Source organism: Cnuibacter physcomitrellae, assembly GCF_014640535.1.
Taxonomy (GTDB): domain Bacteria; phylum Actinomycetota; class Actinomycetes; order Actinomycetales; family Microbacteriaceae; genus Cnuibacter; species Cnuibacter physcomitrellae.
The window spans coordinates 3,464,911-3,489,748 of record NZ_BMHD01000001.1 but is presented as its reverse complement, the minus strand read 5'-3'; the positions used below and the strand labels follow the sequence as shown (position 1 = coordinate 3,489,748).

The following is a 24,838-nucleotide window of genomic DNA, read 5'->3' as shown; positions in this document are numbered from 1 at the left end:
GGCCGGTCCGCTTGTCGCGTGCAGGGGGCGCTCTTCGGATACGAGTCGACGATCGATCGTCCCGGATTCAACTCGCAGCCATCCGCTCTGCGAGGCTCTCCTCCTGCTGGTACGGCTATGCACTGGGGCTCGTCGATCTGGTCATCGTCGAATGCGATAGTCGGCTCGTCATAACCGACCTTGATGTGCACCAGGGGCTGGGTTTGATGAGGTTGCTTTCGGGCGGTTGAACGACCCGGGGGGTTACTTCACGAGGGGGAAGAGGATGGTCTCGCGGATGCCGAGGCCGGTGAGGGCCATGAGGAGGCGGTCGATGCCCATGCCCATGCCGCCCGACGGGGGCATGCCGAACTCGAGCGCGCGGAGGAAGTCCTCGTCGAGGCGCATCGCCTCGACGTCGCCCGCCGCGGCCTGGCGCGCCTGCTCGACGAAGCGCTCGCGCTGGATGACGGGGTCGACGAGCTCGGAGTACGCCGTGGCGAGCTCGAACCCGCGCACGTAGAGGTCCCACTTCTCGACCACGCCGGGCTTCGACCGGTGCGCCCGGGTGAGCGGGCTGGTCTCGACGGGGAAGTCCATCACGAAGGTCGGGCGGGTGAGGCCGCCCTTCACGAAGTGCTCCCACAGCTCCTCGACGAGCTTGCCGTGGTTGGGCAGGTGCACCTCGACGCCGACGCTCGCGGCGAGCGCCTCGAGCTCCGCCAGGCTCGTGGCGGGCGTGATCTCGACGCCGGCCGCCTCCGAGAGGGAGCCGTACATGTCGATGCGGTCCCACTCGCCGCCGAGGTCGTACTCGGTGCCGTCGGCCCAGGTCACGACGTGCGAGCCCGACACGGCCTGGGCCGCGTTCTGCACGAGGGTCTGGGTGAGCTCGGCCATGGTGTTGTAGTCGCCGTAGGCCTCGTACGCCTCGAGCATCGCGAACTCGGGGCTGTGCGTGGAGTCGGCGCCTTCGTTGCGGAAGTTGCGGTTGATCTCGAACACCCGGTCGATGCCGCCGACCACCGCGCGCTTGAGGAAGAGCTCGGGCGCGATGCGCAGGTAGAGCTCGGTGTCGAATGCGTTCGAGTGCGTCACGAACGGACGCGCGGCCGCGCCGCCGTGGATCGTCTGCAGCATCGGCGTCTCGATCTCGAGGTAGTGCCGGTCGGCGAACGTCGCCCGCAGGCTCGCCATCGCCGCCGCACGCGTGCGCACGGTCTGGCGCGCCTGGTCGCGCTGGATGAGGTCGAGGTAGCGGGAGCGCATCCTCGTCTCCTCGTTGAGCTCGGTGTAGAGGTTGGGCAGCGGGAGGATGGCCTTGGCGGCGATCTGCCACGCATCCGCCATGACGCTGAGCTCGCCGGTGCGGCTCGCGATGACCTCGCCGTGGACGAACAGGTGGTCGCCGAGGTCGACGAGCTCCTTGAACTCGGCGAGCGACTCCGCGCCCACCTTCGCCTGCGACACCATGCCCTGGATGCGCGTGCCGTCGCCGGCCTGCAGGGACACGAAGCAGAGACGGCCGGTGTTGCGGAGGTTGACCACGCGGCCGGCGAGGCCGACGACCTCGCCGCTCTCCTCGCCGGGCTGCAGGTGCTGCCAGAGCGCGCGGACCTCAGGGATGGTGGTGGTGACGGGGACGCTCACCGGGTAGGCGCCCGGGCCGGCGTTCAGCCGCTCGCGCTTGCCCAGTCGCACGGCCTTCTGCTCGGAGACATCCTGCTCCGTGACGTCCTGCTCGGTGGCGGCGTCGCCCGGGGTCTCGAGGGCGGTGGCGGGCGTGGCGGTGGTGTCCTCTGTCACACGTCGATCCTACCGAGGGCGCCCTGCCGGCCGAGCCCGGGGGGGTCTGCGGACGTGCGCTCACGGCGGGCGGGGTCAGGCGCGACCGAGGCGGCTCACGCGTGACCGAGGCGGCTCGCCTGACCGAGATGGCTGACGTGTGACCGAGATGGCTCACACGCGACCGAGGCGGCACGCGTGTCCGAGATGGCTCAGGCGTGACCGAGGTAGATGGGCTCGTTGTCGATGAGGCGCACCCCGCCGACGCGTGCCGCGACGAGGACGGTGGCGCGACCGGTGTAGTCGTCGTCGACGGGCAGGAACGTGCGCGGGTCGACCACGGCGAGGTAGTCGAGGTCGACGTCGTCCTGCCCCATGAGCACGGACTGAGCCGCGGCGAGCACCGCGTCGATGCCGCGGTCGGCGGCCGACTCGGCGGCCTCGAGCATCGCCGGGAGGGCGAGCGCCGCGCGCCGCGCCTCCGGGTCGAGGAAGCGGTTGCGGCTGGACAGCGCGAGACCGTCGGCGTCGCGGACGGTGGGGACGACCTCGACGCGGACGGGCATCGTGAGGTCGGCGACCATCCGGGAGACCAGGAACACCTGCTGGGCGTCCTTCTGGCCGAAGAGCACCACATCCGGGCCGACCGCGTGCAGGAGCTTCGCCACGACCGTGAGCATGCCGTCGAAGTGGCCGGGACGGCTGCGCCCCTCGAAGAGCTGAGCCGCCCGTCCGCCCGTGACCCGGGTCGCGGGGTCGCCGTCGGGATAGAGCTCGGCGGCCTCGGGGGCGAAGACGAGGTCGACGCCGTGGCCCTCGAGGCACGCGAGGTCGCCCTCGAGGTCGCGGGGGTAGCGCTCGAGGTCCGCGGGATCGCTGAACTGCAGCGGGTTCACGAAGATCGACACCACCACGATGTCGGCCAGCTCGCGCGCGCGGTCGACGAGCTCGAGATGTCCGTCGTGGAGGGCGCCCATCGTCGGCACGAAGGCGACGGCGGGGCCCGTATCGCCCCTCGGGGGCGCCTCGGTCCGGCGCGCCTCGCGGAGGCCTGCGACCTCGGCACGGATGCCGGCCACCGTCTCGACGACGACGGGACCGGACGGGCGGACGGCGGCGTGGTCGCTCACGTCGTCGCTGACGCGGACGGTGTCGGGCTCGGGCTGCGGCTGCTGGGCCACGGTGCTCCTTCGGGTGGTGCGCGCGACCCTCGCGGTCGCATCCCACGATGCTACCGGCGCGGGGGCACGTCTCTGCCGCGAGCGCGGACTGCGGGTCGACCCCGGCCAGGTGGGCAGGGATTGCTCATAACGCCACGTCGGCGAGCGACCGTAGCGTGTGCGGATCGCGGCCACCCACCGCACCCCTCGAAAGGACCGATCCGAATGCGCAGACTCCTGTGCGCCCTCCTGGCGGCCGCGGCCGTCGTCGGCGGGGCCGCCCTCACCGCCCCCTCGCCCGCGGACGCCCGCGGCTTCGACCTCGACACGACGTGGTCGGGGTTCGTCGACGAGCGCGCCGACGTGCTCGCGCCGACGCCGTGGGGTGGCGCCTACGTCGTCGACAACACCCGCGGCCTCATCCGCACGATCGACGAGCACGGCGTGGTCTCGCCGAACATCCGGACCCTCCCGCCGGGCATGATCGTCTCCGACGCCGTCACCGACGGCTACGGCGACACGGTCCTCTGCGGCCAGGGGAACAGCGGCATGATCGCGATCTCCCGCGACGGCCGGCAGCGCGACGTCGTACCCCGCGGCACCGGGCTGGGACTCGCCCACTGCGCGGTCGACTCGAGAGGGAACATCGTCTTCACCAGGCCGGATGCGGGGGCTCTCGGGCGCATCGACCGCTTCGGCTCCCTCGACCTCTGGTGGGCGTCACTGCCGACCGGATGGGAGCCGCTCCAGATCTCGATCGCGGGCGACGACTCCGTCTACACCTGGGATCGGACGAACACGATCTCTCTCGTCACGCAGTCACAGGGCGTGATCTATCCGTTCATCACGTCCGCTCACGACACGTGCGCGTGGGACTTCGATGCCACCAGTTCGGCGCTGTACGTCACCGACCCGTGTCGTGGAGGCGTCCTCCAGTACAACCTCGGCGGCGCGCTCGTACGCACCATCTCCCTTCCCGCCGGTTCTCCCCAACCGACCGAAGCCGCCATCAGCGATCAGGGCAACCTGTTCCTCCGCGCCTCCGGGACCCCCACGGTCTGGCAGGTGCCGAGCTCGGAACCGCTGGCGACCGAGCCGACCGTGCGCTGGGACCTGGCCGGGAAGGTGACCCGGATGGCTCTGCTCCCGAACGACACCCTGTACGCCCAGGCCGCCGGCTACCTGCACCGCATCGACCCCGTCTTCGACATCTGGCCCGACACCGGCGCCGCCGCGTCCGTCTCGGCGCCGTACACCGACCGGTACTTCACCGACTCGCCGTTCTGGGTGACGCTCTCCGTCAGCGGTGGGGCGCTCCCTCCTGGCCTGACGCTCGACGGGCCCACCGGCATCCTGTCGGGCACCCCCACCCGAGCAGGAACCTATACGTTCGACCTCACGGCCGACAACGTGAAGACGAAGCCCATCACGAAGACGTTCACCGTCGTCGTGAACCCCTGAGCGAGGTCTCGTGCCCCGTCTGCGTCCACGCGGCGCAGGCGGGGCTCTCGACCGGGCGGGGCCGCGACCGGTTCAGACCTCGGGCGGGAGCGCGTCGGGCGTGGAGCCGGCGGCGGCACCTGCTCGGGCGAGGGCCTCCTCCACGGCAGAGCGGACGAGGGGCGCGAGCACCCGGCCCGGAGCGTCGATGCCGGCGTCGGAGAGCAGGCCGGCCGCCTGCTCGATGATCGCCGTCGAGAAGCTCGTCGCCGTGGCGACCGCCTCCGCGTAGGCCGGTCGGTCCGCCTCGGCGACGACGACGGGCTCGCCGCCCATCTCGACGACGAGGGCCTGAGCGATCGGCAGCACGGCCGACGGCGCGGTGACTCCGAAGTGCACCCCGACGAGCCGCGAGACGTCGACGCTCGTGCCCGTGAACACCATGGCCGGATGCACGGCGAGCGGGATCACGCCGGATGCGCGTGCCGGATCGAGCACGGAGACGCCGAACTCGGGCGCCGTGTGCATCACCAGCTGTCCCATCTGCCACGCCCCCGTCTCGGCCAGGCCGGCGACGAGCCCCGGGAGCTCCTCCGACGGCACCGCCAGCACGACCAGCTCGCTGCGCTCGACCACGTCGGGCACGCTGAGCACCGGCACGCCGGGCAGCAGCACGTCGGCCCGCTCGCGGCCCACGTCGGAGATGGCGGAGATCCCGACCACGGCGTGGCCGGCGCCGCCGAGCGCCGCACCGAGGACGGGACCCACCCGCCCCGCGCCGATGATGCCGACGCCGAGGCGCCCCGAGCGTTCCGACGGTCTCATGGCTCCATCCTCTCCCCTGCGCCCGACGGCGAAGCACCGCCGTCGCCGTCGCGGCCTGGCCCGCTCGCCGACCCCGTCGAGGGATGCGCTCGCCAGCGGTGGGTGCGATCGGCGGCGGCCGCCGCGACCGCCGCGGCGGACCAGCGCGCGAACGCGGCCTCCCCGACCGCGCGCTCGGCCGCCGGGAGCTGCGCGTGGACCGGCCCGGCCACGGTCTGGACGTCCAGCCCGACGAGGCCGAGCATCCGGCGCCACGGGCCCTGCTCGATGCGCACGCTCTGCACACGAGCCAGCGGCACCACCACGAGCCGACGCCAGAGGAACCCGGTGCGCAGCACGACCGCATCCGTGGTCTCGGCGAAGCCGGTGGTCCGCCAGGCGAGCGGGCGGACCCACCGGGCGCGGGGCGGCGCCGTGACGAACCCGCCGGCTCGGGGATCGTCGAGGCCCGCGTCGAGGATCCGTCTGGTCTCCTCCGCGGCCAGCCCGGGCAGGAGGAGCGAGAGCACCCGCGTCGCGTCGCCGGCCGTGCCGACCGGGAGCATCGTCGTGCTCGCCTGCGCGCTGCCCTCCCCCGCCGCGCCGGCCCGGTCGATGCGGATGGCCCACCAGCCCGCGAGCCGCCACAGCAGGGGCTGATGGACCTCGATCGCGTGGATGCGTCCGGGTGGGAGCGTGTCGTTGCTGGTCGAGAGCAGTCCGTATCCGATCCGGACACCGTCCGGCGTCCCCGCGATGCTGTAGCGCAGCGAACGGGTGAAGCGGTTGTACACGTACCCGACCGACGCGAGCAGCATCGGCAGCACGACGAACACGGCGAAGCCGAGCCGATCGGTCGTGACCAGCCAGACGATGACGGCCACGAGCGCGAGTCCGACCAGGGTCCGTCCGCTCAGCAGGAGCGAGCCCGCGAGCCGACCCGGCGGGATGCGCACCACCGACTCGGGCGGTGCGGTCGAGGGGTCGAGCTCGGGAGCCATGAACTCGCGCATCCGCGTCTCGAGGACTCCCCGCGGAGCGACCGAGGGCTCGGGGGCGAGCGGGGCAGCCTCGACCGAGGACGGCGACGGCGGCAGGGCCGTCGCTCCGGGCCCGCCGGAGGACGCCGTCTCCGTCGGGCCGGCTCCCCGCCTCGACTCGGCGGCTCTCGCGCCCGATGCCAGCGCGAGGACGTCCACCCGCAGCCTGTCTGCATCCGCGCTGCGGAGGTAGGCGAGCTGCACCTTGGCGTCCTGGCCGGCGACGCTGACGTCGAGCTTCGCGGCTCCGAACAGGCGCGCGAACAGCGGTCGTGCGATGGCCACACCCTGGATGCGGTCGAGCGGCGCGCGGCGATGCGTGCGGAAGAGGATGCCGCTGCGCACCTCCACGACGTCGTCCCCGACCCGGAAGGTGTGGACGCGCCAGCTGAAGAAGAACAGCACGACACCGGCCACGAGCGCTGCGGCGACGATGAGGCCCGCCCAGCCGAGCTGGCCGTTCTGGTACGCGGCGTCGAGCGGGTCGGTCGGTCCGTCCGGGGATCCGAGGACCAGCTCGACGATCCGCTCGCGGAGGTTGGCCAGCAGGAATCCGACGACCGCGACGAACGCGATGCCCCCGCGCAGGAGCGGTGTCGCGGGATGGAGCCGGTGCCACTCGCCGTCGGCGAGCGAGGCGCTGGGGGCGGCGGCGGGGCCGGCGGAACCCTCCGGTCGCTCGTCCCGGGGCTCGAGCGGGGCGCTCACAGTCCCACGCGTCTCGTCTCGGCGAGGGCGACGAGACGGTCGCGCAGCTCGTCGGCGGTCTGCTCGGGCAGGCCAGGGATCGTGACGCCGGTGGACGCGGCGGCGGTGACGAACTTCAGCTCGGAGAGACCGAGAGCACGCGCGACGGGACCGCGGTTGATGTCGATCAGCTGCATCCGGCCGTAGGGCACCGCCACCACGCGGTGCCACATGATGCCGCGCTTGAACAGCAGGTCGTCGGCGCGCAGCACGTAGCCGATCGCGCGCACGCGACGAGGGGCGAGCACGAGGAGGACGACGGAGAGGACGATCGCGACGCCGAGCGCGGGCCAGCCGAACCAGGTCTGCAGCAGGATGAACGGGACGCAGATCGCGCACAGCACCACGGCGGTGAGGATGCTCGCGACGATCTCGACGCCGAGGTACCGGGAGCTGACGCCGACCCATTGCTCGTCGACGTGCATCCGCCCGCCGTCGGCTGAGGAGGCCGCGCCACCGTCGGGTGAGGAGGCCGCGCCACCGTCGGGTGAGGAGGGCGCGCCGGCGTCGGGTGAGGACGGTGCGCCACCGTCGGGTGAGGAGGGTGCGCCGGCGGGGGCGCTCTCGCTCGAGCCGTCAGTGGGCATGGGGACCGTCGGGGGCGTTCGGATCGTCGGGCGGAAGAGTGCAGAGGCGCTCCGCGACGATGCCCGCCACCAGCAGCACGACGCCGCCCACCGCGGCGACGATGGAGGCCCAGATCGTGGCGGTGTCGGCGATCACGGGCCGCGTGAAGAAGAACACGGCGACGCCGGCGGCCCACCCCGCGATCAGCGCGCCGACGAGGCTCGACGCCTTCGCGAGCACCACCACCCGCATCGCCCGGAACGGGTTGATGCGCGCCTGGGAGCGACCGCTGATCGACCGGCGGATGGGGATGGCGAGCGCGACCACGATGAGCGCGGCGGCGATCACCGTGATGGGGAGGGTGTAGGGCGGGACGACCGCCTGCATCCCGCCGCCGACGAGCGCGATCTCCATGCCGAAGCCGATGGCCGCGCCCACGAGGAGGTAGACGACGATGGTGAGGGGGTTCGTGTGCTTCATCGGCGCTCTCCCGCGTAGACGGTGAGGGTCGAGGTCGGCAGCCCGCGCAGCAGCTCGTCGGCGCGCCCGCGGCCGGGCACGACCGCGTCGGGGTCGATCTCGAGCCAGGGGACGAGGACGAAGTCGCGCTCGTGCGCTCGGGGATGCGGGAGCGTCAGCGTCGCGTCGTCGCTCGTGAGGTCGCCGTAGAGCACGACGTCGATGTCGAGCGTACGATCGCCCCACCGCTCGACGCGCACGCGGCCGTGCGCGTGCTCCACGCGGTGGACGAGCGCGAGGAGGTCGAGCGGCGACAGCCCGGTGCGGATGCGGGCCACGCCGTTGAGGTACGACGGCGCCTCGTGGTCGACGCCGTCGGGCTTGACCGCGACCGTCTCGTAGAGCCGCGACGCCGCGACGAGCTCGACCCCGGGCGCAGCGGCCAGCGCGGCGAGCGCCGCCTCGACGGTCGCCTCGCGATCGCCGAGGTTGCTGCCGAACGCGAGCACCGCATCGATCGGATGCGCGGGCACGGTCACGAGGAGGGAGTCGGTCATGCCTCCACCTCCTCTCGCACGCTGGGCCACGCGTCGCGGGACCGGGTGATCGCGATCGAGACGTCGGCGAAGGGCACCTGGATCGGTGCGTCGGGCTTGTGGACGGTCACCCGAGTCCGCGCGACGGCGGGATAGGCCAGGACGACGCCCGCGATGCGTTCGGCGAGGGTCTCGATGAGGTCGACGGGGTCGGACTGCGCGGCGGAGACGATCTGCTCGGCGAGCACGCCGTAGTGCACCGTGCGGTCGAGGTCGTCGCCCGTGGCGGCGGCACGCGTGTCGAGCCAGAGGGTCGTGTCGATCACGAAGCGCTGCCCCTGCTCACGCTCGAAATCGTAGTAGCCGTGGTGCGCGAACACCTCGAGGCCGGTGAGGGTGAGCTCGTCGAGGGGTCCCGCGGCGGTGCGCTGGGCGGGGGCGTGCTCGTGCTCGGCGGGGCGGCGTGCGGGCTCGTGCTCGGCGGGGTCGGCGCTGGTGGTGCTCATGCGTCGAGGGTCCTTCCGTCGTCTGCGGGCATGGGCGCGGGACTCGGCGCCACGGGGCCGGCGTCGAGTTGGCCCGGGGTGTCCGCGCTCGGGGACGCGGGCCCGCGGTCGGCATCGGGCACGGGGCCCGGCGCCGCGCGGCCGGCGGCGCGCGCGACGCCCTCGGGGTGCTGGGCGAGGGGTCGGCGGGCGCGGACCTCGGACACCAGGCGCACCGGAGTGGCGGCCGCACGGAGCGCGGCCTCCACCGCCAGGGCCGATCGCGTCGAGGGCACGTCGTGCACCCGCACCGCCCATGCGCCGGCCCGCGCGGCGAACGCGGCGACGACCGCCGAGGCGACGTCGCGGTCGCCCGGCGCGGCGCCGTCGAGCGCACCGAGGAACCGCTTGCGCGACGCCCCCACCAGCACCGGGGCGCCGAGCGCGCGGAGGTCGGCGAGGCGGGCGAGCAGCTGCCAGTTGTGGTCGGCGTCCTTCGCGAACCCCAGGCCGGGATCGACGATCAGCTGCGAGGAGTCGACACCCGCGGAGATCAGGCCGTCCATGCGACGTCTCAGCGCATCCGACACCTCGGCTACGACGTCGCCGTACCTCGCGTGCTGCGTCATCACGTCGCTGTGGGCTCGCCAGTGCATCACGACGAAGCGGATGCCCGACTCGGCGACCAGCGCATCCATCGCGGGGTCGGCGAGACCGCCCGACACGTCGTTGACGAGGACCGCGCCCGCCTCGATCGCCGCGGCCGCGGTCGACGCGTTCATCGTGTCGACGCTCACCGCCACGCCATCGGCCGCGAGGGCCTGGACCACCGGGATCACCCGACGGCGCTCCACCGCTGGATCGACACGACGGGCACCGGGGCGCGTCGACTCGCCGCCGACGTCGACGATGTCGGCGCCCTGCGCGACCATGTCGAGCCCGTGGCGCACGGCGTCATCGCGGTCGTACCACTCCCCGCCGTCGCTGAACGAGTCGGGCGTCACGTTGAGGATGCCCATGACAAGCGTCCGCCCGCGGCCGTCCAGCGCGTCGAGCGCGGGGGTGCGCGCCGAGGAGCCCCCGGCGTCGCCCGCGCCGCCGTGGCCGTCGACGCTCATGAGCGGGCCACCAGGGCCATCACCTCGGCGCGAGCCGCGGGGTCGGCGAGCGACCCGCGGGCGGACAGGGTGACCGTGGTGCTCGCCGTCTGTCGCGGTCCGCGTGCGGTGACGCATCCGTGGCGAGCCTCGATGACGACGAGGACACCCCTCGCCGTGAGCCCGCGCTCGACCGCATCGGCGATGTCGTCGCCGAGGCGCTCCTGGAGCTGCGGGCGCGACGACGCGACCTCGACGACGGCGGCGAACCTCCCGAGGCCGGCGAGCTCCGCATCCGGTTCGTAGGCGATGTGCACCACACCCTCGAAGGGCAGGAGGTGGTGCTCGCAGATCGAGCGGAACGCGAGGTCGCGCATCAGGACCACCGACCCGATCCGGTCGAGGGCCTCGTCGGCAGCGTCCGCGGCCTCGTCGGCAGCGTCCGCGGTCGCGTCGGCAGCGTCCGCGGTCGCGTCGGCGTCGCCGTCCGCATCCGCGTCGGGGAGGCCGGCGACCTTCGCGGCGCCTGATCCGGCCCGATCCGCTCCGGCATCCGATCCCCCGTCGCGGAGCGCGAAGGCCCCACCGAACGCGTCGGCGGGGTCGTCGCCGACGCCGGCGAAGAGCTCACCGTACAGCTCGGCGACCCTGCGCGGGGTGTCGCGCAGACCCTCCCTGGCCGGATCCTCGCCGATGGCGGCGAGGATCTCGCCGACCGCGGCGCGGATCCGGTCTCGGTCGACGGATCCCACCGCTGCGGGTCAGGCCGTCGCGGGGCGCGGACGGATGCGGGGAGCGCGCTTCGAGGGCGACGGGTCGGGCTCGGGGTCGGACTCGATCCCGCCGTCGACGGCACCCCCGTCGACCGGCGCCTTGCTCGGGAACGCGATCGGGGGGATCGTCGACACCGGGCGCTTGTCGCTGGAGAGCCACTGCGGACGCTCCGGGAGCTTCTTCACGTTCTTGAAGATCTCCTCGAGCTGCAGGTGGTCGAGCGTCTCGTGCTCGAGCAGCTGAGCCGCGAGGTCGTCGAGGATGTCGCGGTTGTCGTTCAGCACCTGCCACGCCTCGTCGTGCGCGTTCTCGATGAGGGTGCGCACCTCGGAGTCGACGCGCTCGGCGAGCGACTCGGAGTAGTCGCGCTCGTGGCCCATGTTGCGGCCGAGGAACATCTCGCCCGAGGCGCTGCCGAGCTTGACCGCACCGAGGTCGGCGGACATGCCGTACTCGGTCACCATCTTGCGGGCGGTGCCGGTGGCCTTCTCGATGTCGTTCGAGGCGCCCGTGGTGGGGTCGTGGAAGACGATCTCCTCCGCGACGCGGCCGCCCATGGCGTAGGCGAGCTGGTCGAGGAGCTCGTTGCGGCTGACCGAGTAGCGGTCCTCGAGCGGGAGCACCATCGTGTAACCGAGCGCCCGGCCGCGCGGGAGGATCGTGATCTTGGTGACCGGGTCGGTGTGCCGCATCGCGGTGGCGACCAGGGCGTGACCGCCCTCGTGGTACGCCGTGACCAGCTTCTCCTTGTCGTTCATCACCCGGGTACGACGCTGCGGACCGGCGATGACGCGGTCGATCGCCTCGTCGAGCGCGCGGTTGTCGATGAGCTGCGCGTTGGAGCGAGCGGTGAGCAGCGCGGCCTCGTTCAGCACGTTCGCCAGGTCGGCGCCCGTGAAGCCCGGGGTCTTGCGGGCGACGACCTCGAGGTCGACACCGGCGGCCAGTGGCTTGCCTCGGCCGTGCACCTCGAGGATGCGCTTGCGGCCCTGCAGGTCGGGCGCGTCGACGCCGATCTGGCGGTCGAAGCGGCCCGGACGCAGGAGCGCCGGGTCGAGGATGTCGGGACGGTTCGTCGCCGCGATGAGGATGACGTTGGTCTTGACGTCGAAACCGTCCATCTCGACGAGGAGCTGGTTCAGCGTCTGCTCGCGCTCGTCGTGACCGCCGCCCATGCCGGCGCCGCGGTGGCGACCGACGGCGTCGATCTCGTCGATGAAGATGATCGCCGGCGAGTTCTCCTTCGCCTGCTGGAACAGGTCGCGGACGCGGCTCGCGCCGACGCCGACGAACATCTCGACGAAGTCGGATCCGGAGATCGAGTAGAACGGCACGCCCGCCTCACCCGCGACAGCGCGGGCCAGCAGCGTCTTGCCGGTGCCGGGAGGGCCGTAGAGGAGCACACCCTTGGGGATGCGGGCGCCCACGGCCTGGAACTTCGCCGGCTCCTTCAGGAAGTCCTTGATCTCCTGGAGCTCCTCGATCGCCTCCTCGCTGCCCGCGACGTCGTCGAAGGTGACCTTCGGGGTCTCCTTGGTGACGAGCTTGGCGCGCGACTTGCCGAACTGCATGACGCGGTTGCCGCCGCCCTGCATGCCCGAGAGCATGAACCAGAAGAAGGCCGCGATGAGGATGATCGGCAGGAAGATGCTCAGCGCCGAGAGGAACCAGTTCGGCTGCGGCACCTGGTCGTTGTACCCGTCGGACGGGTTGGCGCTCGTGACCGCCTCCACCACCTCGCTGCCGCGCGGGGTGACGTAGTAGAACTGCACCTTCGAGCCGTACTTCTCGTCGGGGCTGGTCAGCGTGAGGTCGACGCGCTGCTCACCATCGATGATGGTGGCCTCCTGCACCTTCCCGCTGGAGAGGAAGCCGAGGCCCTCCTGCGTCGTCACCTGCTGGTAGCCGGCGCTGGTGATGATGCTGAACCCGATCCAGAGCGCGACGACGCCCAGAAGGATGTACGGGATGGGAGATCGAAGGATGCGTTTCGCGTTCATGTCTCTTCGCTTCGGGCCGGTGTAGTGCCTGCAAGGCTATCGCGCCCCGTCTGAGCCCCGCCTCCATGTTCCCTAGGGGCGAACCTGCCCTTTCCCCAGCCCGCCGCCCCGCACATCCGATTCGCCATACCCAGGTGGTTTCGCCAGGTCGATCGGTGTGGCGAAACCACCTGGGTATGGCGAAACAAGGGGGGTGGACGCACGAGGGCCCCGCATCCGAACGTGGATGCGGGGCCCTCGGGAGCGAGCGGTCAGTGACCGCCCTCGGCGGCGAGCTTCGCGAAGCCCGCCTGCACGATCGCGTCGGCCTCGGCGGCGTCGCCCCAGCCCTCGATGTTGACGAACTTGCCCGGCTCGAGGTCCTTGTACCGCGTGAAGAAGTGCTCGATCTCCTTGCGGGTCTGCTCCGGGATGTCGTTCAGGTCCTGGATGTGCTGCCAACGCGGATCCTTGTAGGGCACCGCGATGACCTTCGCGTCGGATCCGGCCTCGTCGCTCATGTTGAGCACGCCGACCGGGCGGACCTTGACGCCGACGCCCGGGAACACCGGGTACTCGAGCAGCACCAGCGCGTCGACGGGGTCGCCGTCGAGGCCGAGGGTGTTCTCGAAGAAGCCGTAGTCGGTGGGGTAGACGAAGCTCGTGAAGAGCACGCGGTCGAGGTACACGCGGCCGGTCTCGTGGTCGACCTCGTACTTGTTCCGGCTCCCCTTCGGGATCTCGATGACGACGTCGTAATCGGCCATGCGCAGCAGCTCCTTGTTCGGCGAGACGGTGCCGAGCATCCGCCCGGCGACTGCAATAACGTTACTGGATGACCTCCACGCCGCAGGAGGCTCCGGGCGCCGACGACTCGGGGCGCCGCCCACGGCTCACGCCCCCGATCGCGGATGTGCGGCGCGCGGTGCGCGAGTCCTTCGAACGGATGCGCGCGGCCGGCTTCGCGACCGACTCCGCCGCCTCCGCCGACGTGCTGGTGGCGCTCAGCGGCGGCCCCGACTCCCTCGCCCTAGCGGCGGCCGTCGCCTTCGAGGCGCCGAGGGCCGGGATCGCCGCCGGCGCGATCGTCGTGGACCACGGACTGCAGCCCGGATCGGCCGCGGTCGCCGAGCGCGCCGCGCGGCAGGCGGTCGAGCTGGGTCTCGAGCCGGTGCTGGTGAGGCGGGTCGAGGTCGCGGCGGGCTCGGGCTCCGAGACGGGCGGCCCCGAGGCCGCGGCGCGCGCCGCGCGCTACGACGCGATCGACGCGGCGCTCGCCGAGACCGGGGCCCGCGCGGTGCTGCTCGGGCACACCCTCGACGACCAGGCCGAGACGGTGCTGCTCGGCCTGGCGCGCGGCGCCGGCGCGGGGAGCCTGTCGGGCATGGCCCCGCAGAGCGGGTCGCGCATCCGCCCGCTCCTCGGCATCCGGCGCGCCACGACGACGGCGTTCTGCGCGGACTCCGGCCTCGAGCCGTGGCGCGATCCGCACAACGACGAGGCGCGCTTCAGCCGCGTGCGCGTGCGGAACGAGGTGCTGCCCGTCCTGGAGCGCAAGCTGGGCCCGGGCGTGGCCGAGGCGCTCGCGCGGACGGCCACGCAGCTGCGCGAGGACGACGACGCCCTCCACGACATGGCGGTCGAGACGATCGAGGACCTCGTCGAGCACGTCGAGGCGGGCATCGGGATCTCGGCGGGCGCGCTCGAGGCGAACCCGCCCGCGCTCCGGCACCGCGTGATCCGCTACGTCGTCGAGAGCGAGTTCGGCGTCTCGCTCAGTCGCGCGCAGACCCTCGCGGCGGCCTCCCTCGTCACCGACTGGCACGGCCAGAAGGGCGTCGACCTGCCAGGGATTAGAGTGGTCCGACGAGGGCGCCTCCTCGTGTTCGAGCGGGCCGCCTGAGGCATCCGCAGGTCGAGCAGCAGAGGGAGCACATGGACATCGCCGACGTCGAGGACGACATCACGGAGGTCCTGTTCACCCAGGAGCAGATCCACGCGAAGATCGCCGAGCTGGCCCGCCAGATCGAGGCGGACTACGCGGGTGAGGACCTCCTCATCGTCGGCGTCCTCAAGGGCGCCGTGATGGTGATGGCCGATCTGGCCCGCGAGCTGAAGATGCACATCACGATGGACTGGATGGCGGTCTCCTCCTACGGGTCCGGGACGCAGTCGAGTGGCGTGGTCCGCATCCTCAAGGACCTCGACACCGACCTCTCCGGCCGCAAGGTGCTCATCGTCGAGGACATCATCGACTCGGGGCTCACGCTCTCGTGGCTGCAGGCGAACCTCCGCTCCCGCGGGCCCGAGTCGGTCGAGATCTGCACCCTCCTCCGCAAGCCCGAGGCTCTCAAGGTCGAGGTCGACGTCCGCTACGTGGGCTTCGACATCCCGAACGCCTTCGTCGTCGGCTACGGCCTCGACTACGCCGAGCGCTACCGCAACCTCCGCAGCATCGGCATCCTCGCCCCCCACGTCTACTCCTAGCGGCCGGGCGCGTTTCGCCACACTCAGGTGGTTTCGCCTCCTCGATCGGTGTGGCGAAACCACCTGAGTGTGGCGAAACGGGTCCGGCGTGTGGTGAAGCGCGGGAATTGCACAGATGGATGCACGAGGAGCTCTGTCCACGCCTTCCCTGCGCGTCGACCGAGCCGGTGATCGTGCTGCGAACCTCAGGGCATGGAACTCCTCAGCGACTCCGGATTCGTGACCTTCGCCTCCGAGAGCAGGGCCGGCCGCCGGTACGAGCTGGAGGGCTCCGTCGCATCGGGCGAGAGGGTGCGCCTCTGGCGGGGCGTGTACCTCGAGAGCTCGGTCTGGGATGCGGCGAGCCGAGAAGACCGTCATCTCTTGCGACTCGAGTCGCTCCGGCGTTCGAGAGGTGACGGATACACGTTCTGCGACGAGTCCGCAGCGGTCATCTGGGGCCTGCCGCTCGTGCCGAGTCGTCTCGAGAGCATCACGGTCCTCGCCTCCACGGATGAGGGGGGCCGATCGCGCGGTGAGCTAGTCAAGAGGGCCTCGAGGGCGCCTCGGGAGACTGAGGTTCATCGCGGCCTCGTCGTAACGACTGCCGCTCAGACCGTCGTCGACCTCGCTCGAAGACTGCCGTTCGGTGAAGGCCTGGGTGTCGTCGACCACGCGCTCCGCTTGCGCGTTGTGACACCGGCGGATCTCGACGACCGCCTCCGGGCCTTCGCCTCCTCCCGCGGAGCGCGTCGCGCGCGTCGCACGCTGGACCACGCTGACGCACGCTCGGAGTCGCTCCTCGAGTCGATCAGCAGGGGCACGCTGATCGACCTCGGGGCACCACCTGACGACCTGCAGAAGGCTGGCGTCGATGCACGTGGCCGCACCTTCCGCGGCGACTTCTGGTGGGAGCGGGCGCGGCTCGTCGGGGAGTGCGACGGCAGGGCAAAGTACGAGTACGAGGGCTTCACCCGGGATCGCTCCGCCGGTGATGTGCTGTGGGAGGAGAAGCGTCGCGAGGATGCGGTGCGGGCGACCGGCGTCAACGTGGCGCGGTGGGGCTGGTACGAGGCATGCCGCCCCCGGGAGCTTGCACGGATCCTCCGCGCCGCGGGCCTGCCCATCGCCTCATGACGTTTCGCCACGCTCAGGTGGTTTCGCCACGTCGATCGGTGTGGCGAAACCACCTGAGTGTGGCGAAACGCGAGGGCGGACGGGGGGACGGCGCGGGGCTAGAAGGAGACGCCTAGGGGGCCCAGGAGGGAGCGGGGGTTCTGGGAGGTGCCGTTGGTGCGGGTCTCGAAGTGGACGTGGCAGCCGGTGGAGGCGCCGGTGGTGCCGGCGTAGGCGATGGGCTGACCCTCCGAGACGGTGGCTCCACGGCCGACGATGAGACTCGAGTTGTGGCCGTACACGGTGGTCCAGCCGTTGCCGTGGTTGATCGTGACCGAGTTGCCGAGCCCGCCGTTGTAGCTGGCCTGGGTGACGGTGCCCGCCGAGGCGGCGTACACGGTCCGCCCGCAGGTGCCGCCGCTGTAGACCAGGTCGATGCCCGCGTGCAGCCGCCACACGTGGTCGATGGGGTGGAACCGCTGGCCCCACTCGTCCGACACCCGGGATCCCGGGAACGGGTTCGACCAGCCCTGTCCGCCGGGCCCGACGGCGTAGGAGCCGCCTCCCCCGGACGGGCTGCCCGCGGCGACCGCGGCTGCGGCGGCCGCCGCCGCAGCCGCGGCGCGGGCGGCCTCCTCCTGTCGCCGACGCTCCTCGACTCCGGCCTGGTACTCCGCCTCGGTCTTCGCCGTCGCGTCGGTGAGCGCCTTGAGCTGCTCCTCGAGCACGATCCGCTGGGACTCCTGCTCGGCGAGCGCCGCCTCGGAGGCGGCCTGCGCCTCCTGCGCGACGACGAACGCGGCCTCGGCGGCGATCCGCAGGCCGTCGAGCTCGGAGGCGGCGATGTCCGCCTGAGCGGTCAGCGCATCCGCCGTGTTGCGGTCCTGCTCCGCCACCTCGTGGAGCCGGATGGTCTTCTGCGACAGCTGGCTCATGGCGCCCAGCTGGTACAGCATGTCGCTCGACTGCTCGCCTGAGACCAGGAGGTTGACGGTGATGTCGCCTCCGCCGGTGCGGACGAACTGCGAGATGAGCAGACCCGCCTGGCGGTTCGACGCCTCCGCCGTGGCACGCGCCTCCTCGGCCTGGGTGGAGAGCTCCCCTGCCCGGAACACCCCGGTGTCGTACGCGTCCTGTGCCGCCGAGTACTCGTCCGCACGCTGGATGGCCAGCGCCTGGGCGGCGGCGACCTCGTCCTGCAGCTGGGCGATGAGGCCCTGGATGCGTGTGACCTCCGCGCTCTTGGCGGCCTCGTTGCCGCGCGCGGCGAGCACGTCCTCCCAGGACGGGTAGTCGACGGCCCGCGCACCGGTCTCGCCGCGGAGCACGTCGACCGCCACGATCGACGCGGCCAGCACCATGCCGGCGAGGAAGCGCCCGAGCGGGAGTCCTGCGGACCGCGAGCGACCGGAACGCGACCCGGAGCGGACCGGGGACGGAGGGGGTGGGGATGTGATCGTCATCCGAACTCGATTCCTACTGCCTGCATGAAGGGACGCGGGTTGATCCCGGAGCCGTTCTGGCGCACCTCGTAGTGCACGTGGCATCCGGTGGAGTTGCCCGTGGTGCCCGCGAGCGCGATCGGCTGGCCGGGCTGGACGTAGGCGCCGACCCCGACCAGGAGCCTCGTGTTGTGCCCGTAGCCGGTGGAGATGCCGCCGCCGTGGTCGATCTCGACGAAGTTGCCGTAGCCGCCGTTCCAGCCGGCGTACTCGACGATCCCCTCGGCCGCCGCGTAGACGGGCACGCCGCAGGATCCGCCGCTCACCACCAGGTCGATGCCCGAGTGCATGAGGTACGCGCCCGAGACGGGGTTGACGCGCATCCCGTACTCGTCGGACGAGTAGCCGCCCGGGAACGGGCTGGCCCATCCGCTCGCCGCGATGAAGGGAAGCGTGGGCAGGCCGGCGAGCATCGCCTGACGCGCTGCCTCGGCTCGCGCCTCGACGCCCTTCTGGTAGTCGGCCTCGGTCGCCTGGCGGTTCTCCGTCAGGACCTGGAGCTGCGTCTGCAGCTCGACCTCGTGGTTCTGCTGCTCTGCGAGGGCGGACTCGGCGGCCTGCTGCGCGCTCACCGCCTCGTCGCGCAGCCGCTGGGCCTCGGCCGCGAGCGCCTCGAGCTCGGCGCGGGCGATCTCGGCCTGCGCCGAGAGCGCGGCCGCGGTGTTGCTGTCCTGCTCCGCCTGCGCGTAGATCTGCGACGTCTTCGACGTGAGCATCGACATCGTGCCGAGCTGGTAGAGCAGATCGCCGGACCCGGACGCGCCGCCACCCGCGAGGAGGGAGACGGTGAGGTCGCTGTTGCCCGCCCGCCCGAGCTGGGCGGCCAGCTGTCCCGCCTGCCGGTTCGACGCATCGGCGCGCTGCTGCGCCTCAGCGGCCTGCGTCTCGAGCTCGTCGGCCTTGTAGGCGGCGGTGTCGAAGGCGGCCTGAGCCCGGTTGTACTCCTCGCCGCGCTGCTGCGACAGCGCCTGCGCGGCGGCGACCTCGGCCCGCATCCCGTCGAGCAGACCCTGGATGCGCGTGACCTCGGCCTGCTTGGCCTGCTCGTCGGCCTGCGCGTTCTTGACGTCGTCCCACGTGGGGTAGTCGTCCGCCCAGGCGGCGCCGGGGAGCGCGACCGCACCCGCGACCACCAGGGCGGCCGTGGCGAGGGCACCCAGGAGCGCTCGTCTCAGCGGCACTCGACGTCGCCTCGATCGTTCACTTCCGTCACACTGCACACCGGCATCCAAACAGGTGAGACCCCGGATCCCCGGTCGCCCACGCGGTGTCGGCGGCAACTGACCGCACCCGCAGGAGGGTCGCCGGCCCTGGTCGAGGTGCGGCCGAGCGGCCTCGATTGGAAGTGCGGCGGACGATGTGGCATACTCGTCGAGTTGTCGCGAACGGCCCCATCGTTTAGCGGCCTAGGACGCCGCCCTTTCACGGCGGTAGCACGGGTTCGAATCCCGTTGGGGTCACCCCAGGCAACAGATACAATTACACAAGCATGGCCCTGTAGCGCAGTTGGTTAGCGTGCCGCCCTGTCACGGCGGAGGTCGCGGGTTCAAGTCCCGTCAGGGTCGCTCATTGCGAGGCCCTTCCCGATCGAGGGGAGGGCTTTTCGCAAGAAGGCCGACGAGAGTCGGCATGGCTCTGTAGCTCAGTTGGTAGAGCGTTCGACTGAAAATCGAAAGGTCACCGGATCGATGCCGGTCGGAGCCACACGGGTGATCGTTACAATCACCCCAGGAACCCTCGCGTAGCTTCTACATCGCGGGGGTTTCCGCTTGTCTTGGCCCCGTCGTCGCCGTGGCGCGTCATCCCGGATGGTCGCTCGACACCGTTGCAAGGGTGCGACCCGCTGAGGCCCCGAACCGTCGGGCGAACGCGGTCGCCGCGGCCCGGCCGGCACGATTCGCGCCGACCGTCGACTGCGATGGTCCGAAGCCGACCAACTGGATGCGCGGATCCACCACCACGGTCGTGCCGCGCATCCGGATGCCGCCCGCGGGGTCGCGCAGGTCGAGCGGGTCGAGGTGGCGCACGTCGGGGCGGAAGCCCGTCGCCCACAGGATCGTGTCGACCGAGGTGAACGTGCCGTCCGCCTCCCGCACCCCGTGGGGCTCGATCGCGGTGAACATCGGGCGCCGCTCCAGCGCGCCCCGATCGCGCGCGGCCAGGGCGTAGGGCGACCACCCGAGGCCCGTGTAGGAGACGATGCTCCGCGAGGGCAGACCGGCCTCCACATCCGCGACGACGCGGGAGATGGTGTCGCGTCCCGTGGTCTCCGGATCGAAGTCGCCCTCGAAGAAGACGGGCTCTCGACGGGTGTACCAGGCAGTCCAGGCCACGCGGGAGATCTCCTCGAGCTGCTGCACGGCCGAGATCCCCCCGCCGACGACCGCGACGCGATGGCCGGCGAACTCCGACAGGTCGCGGTAGTCGCGGGTGTGGAGCTGCCGTCCGAGGAAGGTCTCCTGTCCGGGGTAGCGAGGGAGCACCGGGTTCGTCCAGGTCCCGGATGCGTTCACCACGCCGCGCACCCGCCACGGCCCGGAGCTGGTCTCCACGAGCAGCGGGCCGTCGGGGTCGTCGTCGAGAGCGCGAACGGCGGTCACGGTGACGGGCCGGAGGATCGGCAGGTGGAACCGGCGCTCGTAGTCGGCGAAGTACCGCGGCACGGCGTCCCGGCTGGGCTCCTCGGGATCGAGCTCGGGCTTCGGCATCCCGGGGAGGTCGAAGATGCCGTTGACGGTGGCGATCCTGAGCGACTCCCAGCGGTGCTGCCAGGCGCCGCCCGGCGTCGCCGCGGCATCGAGGACGACGTAGGTGGGCGCACCGGGGGCGGGTTCCGCGTCGAGCGCGCTGACGAACCCCGTCCGCTGGAGGTGGAAGGCGGCGGACAGCCCCGCCTGTCCCGCACCGATCACCGCGACGGTCGCCGATCGCATCCGCTCGTCCACCTCGGGTACAACGCAGCGCAGCGCCGAGCCTTCCCGCACGGAGCGGCGCCGGGTCGCGCGGGTCGCTCCGGCTCGCGCGCGCGATCACAGCAGAACGGCCGCTCCCCCGTCAAGTCCCCCCACGGACTTCCCTCTCCGGGGGGAAGGTCCGATCTCAACGGATAGGCTCGAGGGGAGGGCGGGGCCTGCTTTCCATCCCGGCTGCATGCCTCGTCCTCTTCGCACCGTACCCCCGAGTCCGCGAAGGCGCATCGACCGGGTGGGTCCGCGAAGGCGCACCGGCTGAGTCGCGAAGGCAGAACGGCCGGGAGCGATGTCGCGGCCGGACGCTCAGCCCGCCTGGGTCATCCCCTCGACGGGCCACTGCTCCACGGCGCCGGCCCAGGCGGCCGCCTCCTCGAGAGCACGGCGGGCATCGTCCTCGCTCTCGTAGACGCCCAGGATCCGCTCCGACGCGTCGGCGAGGTCGATCGCCAACCAGACCGAACCCGTCATGGCGAAGACCCTACGCTCCTCGTCGGAGGCGGCAAGGGGACCCTTCGTCCCGGGAGGCCGTCCCGACCCGGCGGCACTCCCCCTCGGGCGGCATACTGAGCGCATGGCTCTGCGCAGCGCGGACATCCCCCGGCTGAGGCTGGAGGCCCAGGGGGTCGCGGTCTCCGGGAGCGATCGTCGTCGGGAGCACGAAGCGGCAGCCGGCGCGGACTCGGTGATCGACGCCGTCGACCGTCTCGTCGCCGTCCAGGCGCAGGACTTCGGACAGTCGCTCTGGGCTCTCGGCGCCCGCGCTCCCGGGACGACCCTGCACGACGTCGAGGCCGCGTTCGAGTCGCGCCGGATCGTGCGGTCGTGGCCCATGCGCGGCACCCTGCACATCCTCTCGCCCGACGACCTCCGCGCCGTCCTCGCGCTGACCGCCGAACGCACCGTCGCCGGCACCCGCACGCGGCACCGCGCACTGGGCCTCGACGAGGACGTCTTCGCCCGGGCGTCCGCGATCCTCCGCGAGGGCCTGGCGGGACGCTCGCTCGAGCGGGACGAGGTGCTCGGGCTGCTCGAGTCCGGCGGCGTCGAGACGGGCGGCCAGCGGGGCATGCACCTGCTCTGGCGCCTCGCGCACGACGGCCTCGTCTGCTGGGGACCCACCGAGGGCACACGTCAACGGATGGTGCTCCTGGACGAGTGGGCGCCCCCCGGAGAGGAGCACGGTCGCGACCAGACGCTCCGTGGGCTCCTGGTGCGATACGTCGCCGGGCACGGGCCGGTCACGCTGCGCGACTTCGCGTGGTGGACGAAGCTCACGATGAAGGACGTGACCCGGGCGCGGGAGCTCGCCGGCGATGAGCTCGCCGAGCACGAGGTGGACGGCCGGATCCAGCTGATCGCCCCGGATGCGCCCGAGCGGCCGCAACGGGCCTCGAGCGGCGTCGTCGCGCTGCCCTCCTTCGACGAGTACCTGCTCGGCTATCCCGATCGGACGCCGATGGTGCGGGAGGAGTGGCTGGACCGGGTGGTCCCGGGAGCGAACGGGCTCTTCCTGCCGATCGTCGTCGCGGCGGGCCAGGTGGTCGGCACCTGGCGTCGGCGGATCGAGCCGACCCGGATCCGGGTCTCGGCCCAGCCGTTCGAACCGTGGTCGGAGTCCGTGCGCCGCGGCTTCGAGCGCCATGTCGCCGGGCTGGGCAGGTTCTTCGGCCTCGCCGTCGAGCACGTGGAGTCGCTGCGGTGACGACGCTCACGACGACGTTCCTCACCCGGTCCGGAGAGCTCGCCGCCCTCGAGACCGACGAGCTCTCCGGAGGGCTCGTGCTCCGCATCCGCGGTCATGCGCAGTCGCACGTGCATCCGGGTGAGCCCGAGCGGCTGCACTACGACTACATGCGCAGGATGGCGGCGGCCGCCGAGCTCGCCCTGAGCGGCCTCGCGCCGGGCCGGCCCGCGAGAGCCGTGCACCTGGGCGCCGGCGCGCTGACCTTCCCGCGATGGGTCCAGGCCCGCCATCCGGGCGCCGACCAGACGGTGCTGGAGCTGGAGCCCGATCTCGTCGACTTCGTGACCGCCACGGTCCCGCTGCCCTCCGGGACGCGGCTCGAGCTGATCTCCGGGGATGCGGCGGAGACGACGGCGCGGCTGACCCGCCTGCCCGCGGATCTCGTCGTCGCCGACATGTACCGGGGTACCGCCACGCCTCCGCACCTCATGACGCCCGAGTTCTACGCCGAGCTCGGGCGGGTCGCCGCCGACACCGGGGTGCTCCTCGTGAACGTCGCGGACGACGACGGCCTGCCCGCCACGTTCGCGCACGTCGCGGCGCTCGTCCCCACGTTCCCGCACGCCGTGATCGTGGGCCCGTCCTCCGTGGTCGAGAAGGGGCGGGAGGGCAACGCGGTGATCGTCGCCTCCCGATCCCCCCGGGTCGAGGAGTGGGCGGGAGAGCTGTTGGCGGCGGGTCCGCATCCGGGAGCGGTGGTGTCCGCCTCCTCGTTCGGATCGACCGCACGCTGACCTCCGCCCGCCCGCGGCGGTGAGGGCGGACGCGCCCACGGCGGCGGACCGCATGTCCCCGGTTGGGAGGACTGTCGGACCGCCAATCGCGGGAGAGAATGAAGCGTGCGCGCCGGTCGTCCCCTTCTCCGTCTGACGACGGTCGCGGTCCTCGCGGCGGCCGCCGTGGGCCTGTCGGCCTGCTCCTTGCTCGCCGAGCCGGCGGCGGCGCCGGTGACCGTGACCGCGACGGCGACCGTCACCGCGACGCCGACGCCGACCCCCACGCCGACTCCGACCCCGACGCCGACGCCCGCTCCCAGTCCGACGGAGGAGCCGCCCCCGCCACCGCCGCCTCCGCCACCGCCCACCCCGCCCAACGCCGCGGGTGGCCAGACCGACGGCGGGAACACCGCGAACACCCCCGAGGTGCAGGACACCGGCCCGCAGCCGTTCGCGCAGGGCACCAGCGAGGCGCTCAACGGCTACGAGTACCACTACACCGTCGCGCAGGGCGATCAGCTGCTCGCCATCGCGTCCCGGTTCATGCTGCAGACCGTCGACGTGCAGAGGGTGAACTTCCCCTGCTCCGACGGGCTCACCATGCAGCCGGGTGACGTGCTCGACATCCGCTGGCCGCTCGACTCGGAGCAGCTGGGCTCCGCCTGCACGGTCTCGCGCTGATCCGCCCCGACCTCGGCGCAGCCGCTCGGCCGCCCCCGATGTCGGCCCCCGGTGCGAGGATGGACGCATGTGCGGGCGGTTCGCGATGGACACCGAGACGGACGAGCTGATCAAGGAGTTCGTCGCGCGCGGCGGCGAGCTGCGCGACTGGCGACCGTCGTACAACGTGGCCCCCACCGAGGAGTCGCCGATCGTGCGGGAGCGCCTCCACGACGGCGAGGCCGCCCGCGAGATCGAGGGCGCCGCGTGGGGGCTGAAGCCCTCGTGGGCGAAGCCGGGCGGTCCGGCGCCGATCAACGCCCGACTCGAGAGCGTCGCCACGAACGGCCTGTTCCGCCGCGCCTTCGCGCAGAAGCGCTGCATCGTGCCCATGAACGGCTACTACGAGTGGCAGGCCACCCCGAGCGGCAAGCAGCCCTACTTCATCCACGGTCCCGAATCCCTCCTCGCCGCCGCGGGCCTCTACGAGGTGCGCAAGGAGGGAGACGACTGGGCCGTGAGCTTCACGGTGATCACGCGCGAGGCGGCCGACGCCTCGGGCGAGGTGCACGACCGCATGCCCGTGTTCCTCACCGAGGACGTCTGGAGCCAGTGGCTCGACCCTCGTCCCGTCGAGGCTCGGGACGAGAAGGACGAGCTGCTCGCCATGCTCGACCGCGCCTCTCTCGCCGTCGCGCACACCATCACCACGTACCCCGTCTCGAAGCGCGTCAACAACGCCCGCGACACCTCCGTCGCGAAGGACGACCCCACCCTCATCGCGCCCATCACCCTCTGAGTCCGGTTTTC

The 24,838-nt window shown here is 72.1% G+C and carries 24 protein-coding genes and 3 tRNA genes; 11 read left to right on the top strand and 16 right to left on the bottom strand.

From position 1 onward, the window contains the following. Nucleotides 1-243 precede the first annotated feature (243 nt). Both lysS and panC read right to left on the bottom strand, forming a co-directional pair. On the bottom strand, nucleotides 244-1,680 hold the full coding sequence (gene lysS / locus IEX69_RS16385) for a lysine--tRNA ligase (RefSeq protein ID WP_229756441.1): 1,437 nt from the start codon (nucleotides 1,678-1,680) through the stop codon (nucleotides 244-246). A 296-nt stretch (nucleotides 1,681-1,976) separates the two neighbouring features. After that, nucleotides 1,977-2,843 carry a pantoate--beta-alanine ligase gene (gene panC / locus IEX69_RS16380; protein WP_229756440.1) on the bottom strand — a complete coding sequence of 289 codons (867 nt, stop codon included), beginning with the start codon at nucleotides 2,841-2,843 and terminating at the stop codon, nucleotides 1,977-1,979. A 306-nt stretch (nucleotides 2,844-3,149) separates the two neighbouring features. Between panC and IEX69_RS16375 the strand changes: the two genes are divergently transcribed. Then, the gene (locus tag IEX69_RS16375) at nucleotides 3,150-4,385 is read left to right on the top strand and encodes an Ig domain-containing protein (protein ID WP_085018655.1); all 1,236 of its coding nucleotides are present in this window, start codon (nucleotides 3,150-3,152) and stop codon (nucleotides 4,383-4,385) included. A 72-nt stretch (nucleotides 4,386-4,457) separates the two neighbouring features. On the opposite strand, the gene IEX69_RS16370 is transcribed toward IEX69_RS16375, so the two are convergent. From IEX69_RS16370 to IEX69_RS16320, 10 genes are all read right to left on the bottom strand, one after another. Further along, nucleotides 4,458-5,189, bottom strand: a complete 732-nt coding sequence (locus IEX69_RS16370; RefSeq protein WP_085018654.1) for a Rossmann-like and DUF2520 domain-containing protein — start codon at nucleotides 5,187-5,189, stop codon at nucleotides 4,458-4,460. Beyond that, a complete protein-coding gene (locus IEX69_RS16365; protein WP_085018653.1) occupies nucleotides 5,186-6,916 on the bottom strand; it encodes a PH domain-containing protein in 1,731 nt (576 codons plus the stop codon). Before IEX69_RS16365 ends, IEX69_RS16370 begins: the two co-directional genes overlap by 4 nt. Next, complete coding sequence (locus IEX69_RS16360) at nucleotides 6,913-7,380, bottom strand: PH domain-containing protein (protein ID WP_085018652.1); 468 nt, start codon at nucleotides 7,378-7,380, stop codon at nucleotides 6,913-6,915. Before IEX69_RS16360 ends, IEX69_RS16365 begins: the two co-directional genes overlap by 4 nt. Nucleotides 7,381-7,531: 151 nt before the next feature. Next, nucleotides 7,532-8,002: a DUF3180 domain-containing protein gene (locus IEX69_RS16355; RefSeq protein WP_085018651.1), complete on the bottom strand. Its 471-nt coding sequence runs from the start codon at nucleotides 8,000-8,002 to the stop codon at nucleotides 7,532-7,534. After that, nucleotides 7,999-8,538 (bottom strand): 2-amino-4-hydroxy-6-hydroxymethyldihydropteridine diphosphokinase, encoded by a 540-nt coding sequence (folK, locus tag IEX69_RS16350; RefSeq protein ID WP_085018650.1) that lies wholly within the window; start codon nucleotides 8,536-8,538, stop codon nucleotides 7,999-8,001. The genes IEX69_RS16355 and folK overlap by 4 nt, the downstream gene beginning before the upstream one ends. Then, on the bottom strand, nucleotides 8,535-9,023 hold the full coding sequence (gene folB / locus IEX69_RS20995) for a dihydroneopterin aldolase (RefSeq protein WP_085018649.1): 489 nt from the start codon (nucleotides 9,021-9,023) through the stop codon (nucleotides 8,535-8,537). The genes folK and folB overlap by 4 nt, the downstream gene beginning before the upstream one ends. After that, nucleotides 9,020-10,120, bottom strand: a complete 1,101-nt coding sequence (gene folP, locus IEX69_RS16340) for a dihydropteroate synthase (protein ID WP_217348669.1) — start codon at nucleotides 10,118-10,120, stop codon at nucleotides 9,020-9,022. Before folP ends, folB begins: the two co-directional genes overlap by 4 nt. Next, nucleotides 10,117-10,851 (bottom strand): GTP cyclohydrolase I, encoded by a 735-nt coding sequence (gene folE, locus IEX69_RS20990; protein ID WP_085018648.1) that lies wholly within the window; start codon nucleotides 10,849-10,851, stop codon nucleotides 10,117-10,119. The genes folP and folE overlap by 4 nt, the downstream gene beginning before the upstream one ends. A 9-nt stretch (nucleotides 10,852-10,860) precedes the next feature. Further along, nucleotides 10,861-12,873: an ATP-dependent zinc metalloprotease FtsH gene (gene ftsH, locus IEX69_RS16325; RefSeq protein ID WP_085018647.1), complete on the bottom strand. Its 2,013-nt coding sequence runs from the start codon at nucleotides 12,871-12,873 to the stop codon at nucleotides 10,861-10,863. Between the two features lie 251 nt (nucleotides 12,874-13,124). Next, entirely contained in the window at nucleotides 13,125-13,619 is a 495-nt protein-coding gene (locus IEX69_RS16320) for an inorganic diphosphatase (RefSeq protein WP_085021332.1), read from the bottom strand. A gap of 68 nt (nucleotides 13,620-13,687) precedes the next feature. On the opposite strand from IEX69_RS16320, the gene tilS reads away from it, so the two are divergent. The 3 genes from tilS (at nucleotide 13,688) to IEX69_RS16305 (ending at nucleotide 16,455) form a co-directional block, all read left to right on the top strand. Next, nucleotides 13,688-14,755: a tRNA lysidine(34) synthetase TilS gene (tilS, locus tag IEX69_RS16315; RefSeq protein WP_085018646.1), complete on the top strand. Its 1,068-nt coding sequence runs from the start codon at nucleotides 13,688-13,690 to the stop codon at nucleotides 14,753-14,755. Nucleotides 14,756-14,787: 32 nt separating this feature from the next. Beyond that, on the top strand, nucleotides 14,788-15,339 hold the full coding sequence (gene hpt, locus IEX69_RS16310; protein ID WP_085018645.1) for a hypoxanthine phosphoribosyltransferase: 552 nt from the start codon (nucleotides 14,788-14,790) through the stop codon (nucleotides 15,337-15,339). Nucleotides 15,340-15,531: 192 nt separating this feature from the next. Beyond that, nucleotides 15,532-16,455 carry a type IV toxin-antitoxin system AbiEi family antitoxin gene (locus IEX69_RS16305; protein WP_085018644.1) on the top strand — a complete coding sequence of 308 codons (924 nt, stop codon included), beginning with the start codon at nucleotides 15,532-15,534 and terminating at the stop codon, nucleotides 16,453-16,455. A 98-nt stretch (nucleotides 16,456-16,553) separates the two neighbouring features. On the opposite strand, the gene IEX69_RS16300 is transcribed toward IEX69_RS16305, so the two are convergent. Both IEX69_RS16300 and IEX69_RS16295 read right to left on the bottom strand, forming a co-directional pair. Next, nucleotides 16,554-17,897: a M23 family metallopeptidase gene (locus tag IEX69_RS16300; RefSeq protein ID WP_157127090.1), complete on the bottom strand. Its 1,344-nt coding sequence runs from the start codon at nucleotides 17,895-17,897 to the stop codon at nucleotides 16,554-16,556. Then, nucleotides 17,894-19,117 carry a M23 family metallopeptidase gene (locus tag IEX69_RS16295; RefSeq protein ID WP_085018642.1) on the bottom strand — a complete coding sequence of 408 codons (1,224 nt, stop codon included), beginning with the start codon at nucleotides 19,115-19,117 and terminating at the stop codon, nucleotides 17,894-17,896. The genes IEX69_RS16300 and IEX69_RS16295 overlap by 4 nt, the downstream gene beginning before the upstream one ends. Before the next feature lie 206 nt (nucleotides 19,118-19,323). Here IEX69_RS16295 and IEX69_RS16290 point away from each other — a divergent pair. The 3 genes from IEX69_RS16290 to IEX69_RS16280 all read left to right on the top strand — a co-directional run bounded on the left by IEX69_RS16290 (nucleotide 19,324) and on the right by IEX69_RS16280 (nucleotide 19,640). Continuing rightward, nucleotides 19,324-19,396, top strand: a tRNA-Glu gene (locus IEX69_RS16290). A 31-nt stretch (nucleotides 19,397-19,427) separates the two neighbouring features. Continuing rightward, nucleotides 19,428-19,501, top strand: a tRNA-Asp gene (locus IEX69_RS16285). A gap of 66 nt (nucleotides 19,502-19,567) precedes the next feature. After that, nucleotides 19,568-19,640, top strand: a tRNA-Phe gene (locus tag IEX69_RS16280). Between the two features lie 95 nt (nucleotides 19,641-19,735). Here IEX69_RS16280 and IEX69_RS16275 read toward each other — a convergent pair. Together IEX69_RS16275 and IEX69_RS16270 are read right to left on the bottom strand one after the other, a co-directional pair. Then, nucleotides 19,736-20,869 (bottom strand): NAD(P)-binding domain-containing protein, encoded by a 1,134-nt coding sequence (locus tag IEX69_RS16275; protein WP_085018641.1) that lies wholly within the window; start codon nucleotides 20,867-20,869, stop codon nucleotides 19,736-19,738. A 342-nt stretch (nucleotides 20,870-21,211) separates the two neighbouring features. After that, the gene (locus IEX69_RS16270) at nucleotides 21,212-21,376 is read right to left on the bottom strand and encodes a hypothetical protein (protein ID WP_157127089.1); all 165 of its coding nucleotides are present in this window, start codon (nucleotides 21,374-21,376) and stop codon (nucleotides 21,212-21,214) included. 103 nt (nucleotides 21,377-21,479) lie between these two features. Here IEX69_RS16270 and IEX69_RS16265 point away from each other — a divergent pair, with 103 nt between their 5' ends. The 4 genes from IEX69_RS16265 to IEX69_RS16250 all read left to right on the top strand — a co-directional run bounded on the left by IEX69_RS16265 (nucleotide 21,480) and on the right by IEX69_RS16250 (nucleotide 24,827). Further along, nucleotides 21,480-22,610, top strand: coding sequence for a winged helix DNA-binding domain-containing protein (locus IEX69_RS16265; protein WP_174604396.1), 1,131 nt, complete (start codon nucleotides 21,480-21,482; stop codon nucleotides 22,608-22,610). Further along, a complete protein-coding gene (locus IEX69_RS16260; RefSeq protein ID WP_085018639.1) occupies nucleotides 22,607-23,386 on the top strand; it encodes a spermidine synthase in 780 nt (259 codons plus the stop codon). Before IEX69_RS16265 ends, IEX69_RS16260 begins: the two co-directional genes overlap by 4 nt. A 105-nt stretch (nucleotides 23,387-23,491) precedes the next feature. Then, nucleotides 23,492-24,049, top strand: a complete 558-nt coding sequence (locus IEX69_RS16255; protein WP_174604344.1) for a LysM peptidoglycan-binding domain-containing protein — start codon at nucleotides 23,492-23,494, stop codon at nucleotides 24,047-24,049. 67 nt (nucleotides 24,050-24,116) lie between these two features. Beyond that, complete coding sequence (locus IEX69_RS16250; RefSeq protein WP_085018638.1) at nucleotides 24,117-24,827, top strand: SOS response-associated peptidase; 711 nt, start codon at nucleotides 24,117-24,119, stop codon at nucleotides 24,825-24,827. Nucleotides 24,828-24,838 lie beyond the last annotated feature (11 nt).